The organism is Sphingopyxis sp. UBA6723 (genome assembly GCF_002454115.1).
GTDB lineage: Bacteria > Pseudomonadota > Alphaproteobacteria > Sphingomonadales > Sphingomonadaceae > Sphingopyxis.
Genome location: NZ_DKIH01000011.1, coordinates 46,370 through 49,384, shown reverse-complemented (window position 1 = coordinate 49,384; position 3,015 = coordinate 46,370). Strand labels below are relative to the sequence as shown.

At 63.6% G+C, this 3,015-nt stretch carries 2 protein-coding genes and 2 pseudogenes; all 4 read left to right on the top strand.

The genetic code is table 11. From position 1 onward, the window contains the following. Positions 1–292, top strand: a pseudogene (locus tag B4F07_RS11295) (GMP synthase (glutamine-hydrolyzing)); the annotation flags it as partial. A 522-nt stretch (positions 293–814) separates the two neighbouring features. Next, positions 815–1,300: a GFA family protein gene (locus B4F07_RS11290; protein WP_293703803.1), complete on the top strand. Its 486-nt coding sequence runs from the start codon at positions 815–817 to the stop codon at positions 1,298–1,300. Continuing rightward, complete coding sequence (gene purT / locus B4F07_RS11285; RefSeq protein WP_293703805.1) at positions 1,297–2,475, top strand: formate-dependent phosphoribosylglycinamide formyltransferase; 1,179 nt, start codon at positions 1,297–1,299, stop codon at positions 2,473–2,475. Before B4F07_RS11290 ends, purT begins: the two co-directional genes overlap by 4 nt. Before the next feature lie 28 nt (positions 2,476–2,503). Beyond that, positions 2,504–3,015 (top strand): annotated as a pseudogene (locus tag B4F07_RS11280) (5'-3' exonuclease); the annotation flags it as partial.

Genomic DNA, 3,015 nt, shown 5'->3' with positions numbered 1-3,015 from the left:
GGTCTATCTCGACGAAATCCGCAACGCGGGCCTGTACGACGCGATCTGGCAGGCGTTTGCGGTGCTGCTGCCCGTGAAAACCGTCGGCGTGATGGGCGATGGCCGCACTTACGACTTTGTCTGCGCGCTGCGCGCCGTCACCTCCACCGACGGCATGACCGCCGACATCTACCCCTTCGACGCCGCCTTCCTCTCACGCTGCGCCACGCGCATCATCAACGAGGTGCAGGGAATCAACCGCGTGGTGTACGACTATACCTCGAAACCGCCGGGGACGATCGAGTGGGAGTGATCGCCTGATAGGTCAGGGGGCGACTGCGTTACCGGGCCGCCAGCTCCAGATCAGGAGCAGCAAGCCGACGANNTTCACATACCATTGCTCGCCCCATTCAAACTCGCCGCCCATGATGCGCCCCCAGCCGCGAAAATGCTGCGTGGCGCCGACCGACAGGCCAAACACCGCGAACACCGCGGACAGGTAGCGCACCAGCCAGTGCGCGGGATTGGGCAGCATCAGCAACAGCCCGAGCAGGCCAATCACCGTGCGCTGGCTGCGGCAATAGGGGCATTCATAGACGAGGCCGGTCAGGTCGACGGTCCAGGTCAAAGCCGCGATCAGGATAGCGACGATGCCGACAGCGCGGCGACGGCGCAGCAAGTGCTCCGGCAGATTATCCAGCATATTGAAACCCTCCCTTTTCCCTCGCGACCGATGTAACCTGCGACGGCCCGAGCGGCTAGGGTAACAATCTTGGTGCCATTCTACGGTTGTACAGATTGTGATGCGCCCCGGTTCTTGATAGCAACGCCGCCCATGGACAGGATCGAAACCCAGGCATCCGGCGGGTGCCAATGCGGCGCGGTGCGCTATCATGTCACCGCGGTGCTCGACAGCTCGCATATCTGCCATTGCCGTATGTGCCAGAAGGCGGCGGGGAATTTTTTCGCGGCGCTGATCGGGGTTCCGCGCGATTCTTTTCTCTGGACGCGCGGAACAGCCGGTATCTTCAGAAGCTCCGATCCGGTCGAGCGCGGTTTCTGCCCGACCTGCGGCACGCCGCTCACCTATGATTATCTGGCCAGCAAGCATCTGAACATCACCACCGGATCGCTCGATGATCCCGCGCAATTCCCGCCAAAGATGCAGTTCGGGATCGAAGGGCAGATGCCGTGGTTCGATACACTGCCGTCGGTGCAACGCGAAGGGACGACCGAAGAAACGATGACCGGCCCCGCCGCGACGATCAAGGCGAGCAATCACCAACACCCCGACCATGATACCGAAAGCTGGCCCTCATGACACCCACCGCCACCATCCTGTTGCTCGGCTCCGGCGAGCTTGGCCGCGAGTTCGTCATTTCGGCAAAGCGGCTCGGCTGCCGCGTGATCGCGTGCGACAGCTATGCAGGCGCCCCCGCGATGCAGGTTGCCGACGGTTTCGAGGTGTTCTCCATGCTCGACGGCGACGCGCTGCGTGGGGCGATCGAAAAGCACCGCCCCGACCATATCGTTCCCGAGGTCGAGGCGATCCGCACCGAAATTCTGGCCGAAGTCGAAGCCAATGGCTTCCAAGTCGTCCCGTCGGCGCGCGCCGCGCAGTTGACGATGAACCGCGACGCGATCCGCGACCTCGCCGCCAGCAAACTCGGCCTCACCACCTCGACCTTCGAATATGCCGAAACGCGCGAAGCACTCCACGCCGCCGCAAATCGCATCGGCTTTCCGCTTGTGGTCAAACCCGTCATGTCATCGTCGGGCAAAGGCCAGAGCACGGTCAAGAACGCTGCCGACATCGACGCAGCGTGGGACTATGCCGCCGCCGGGATGCGCGGCGACCGGCTGCGCGTGATTGCCGAGGCGTTCATCGATTTTGATTATGAGATCACGCTGCTGACCGTGCGCCACAAGGACGGGGTGACGTTCTGCCCGCCGATCGGCCACCGGCAGGAACGCGGCGATTATCGCGAAAGCTGGCAGCCCGCGGCGATGTCGAACGCCGCGCTGGTTAGCGCGCAGGACATGGCGACCAAAGTCGTCGATGCGCTGGGCGGCTACGGCATTTTCGGGGTCGAGTTTTTCGTCAAGGGCGACGCGGTCATTTTTTCGGAGCTTAGTCCCCGCCCGCACGATACCGGCATGGTGACGCTGATCTCCCAATCGCTATCCGAATTCGACCTCCACGCGCGCGCGATCCTCGGACTGCCGATCCCGGCGATTGACGTGCCCGACGCCAGCGCCAGCGCCGTCCTGCTCGCCGACCGCGACGCGAGCGATTTCACGATCAGCGGGCTGGCGGACGCACTCACCCCGCCCGACCCCGCAACCGCGATCGACGTTCGCATTTTCGGGAAACCGGTCACCCGCCCGTATCGCCGCATGGGCGTTACGCTCGCCCGCGTCGCCGGTGGCACAACCGATGATGCCCGCGCCGCTGCGGTTGCGGCGGCAGCGAAGCTCGTCATAGACTATCGCTAGGGCGGATCGCCGCTGCTACACCGCCGCCATGTCGGACAAGAATCATCTCTATCTGGTCGATGGCTCCAGCTACATCTTCCGCGCCTATCACCGCCTGCCGCCGCTGACCAACCCGCATGGGGTGCCGGTCGGCGCGGTTTATGGCTACACGACGATGCTGTGGAAGCTGGCAAAGGATCTGCACGATGCCGACGGGCCAACGCACCTCGCGGTGATCCTCGATCACAGCAGTCAGTCGTTCCGTAACGAGATTTACGACCAGTATAAAGCGAACCGCCCCGAACCGCCCGAGGATCTGCGCCCGCAATTCCCGCTCATCCGTGACGCGACGCGCGCCTTTTCGCTGCCGTGTATTGAGACCGAGGGGTTCGAAGCCGACGACCTGATCGCCAGCTATACCGAAGCCGCTGTCGCTGCGGGATGGGACGTCACCATCGTGTCGTCGGACAAGGATTTGATGCAGCTGATCCGCGAACCTGCCGACGGGCCGCATGTCGACATGCTCGACACGATGAAAAATGTCCGCCTCGGCCTCGACGC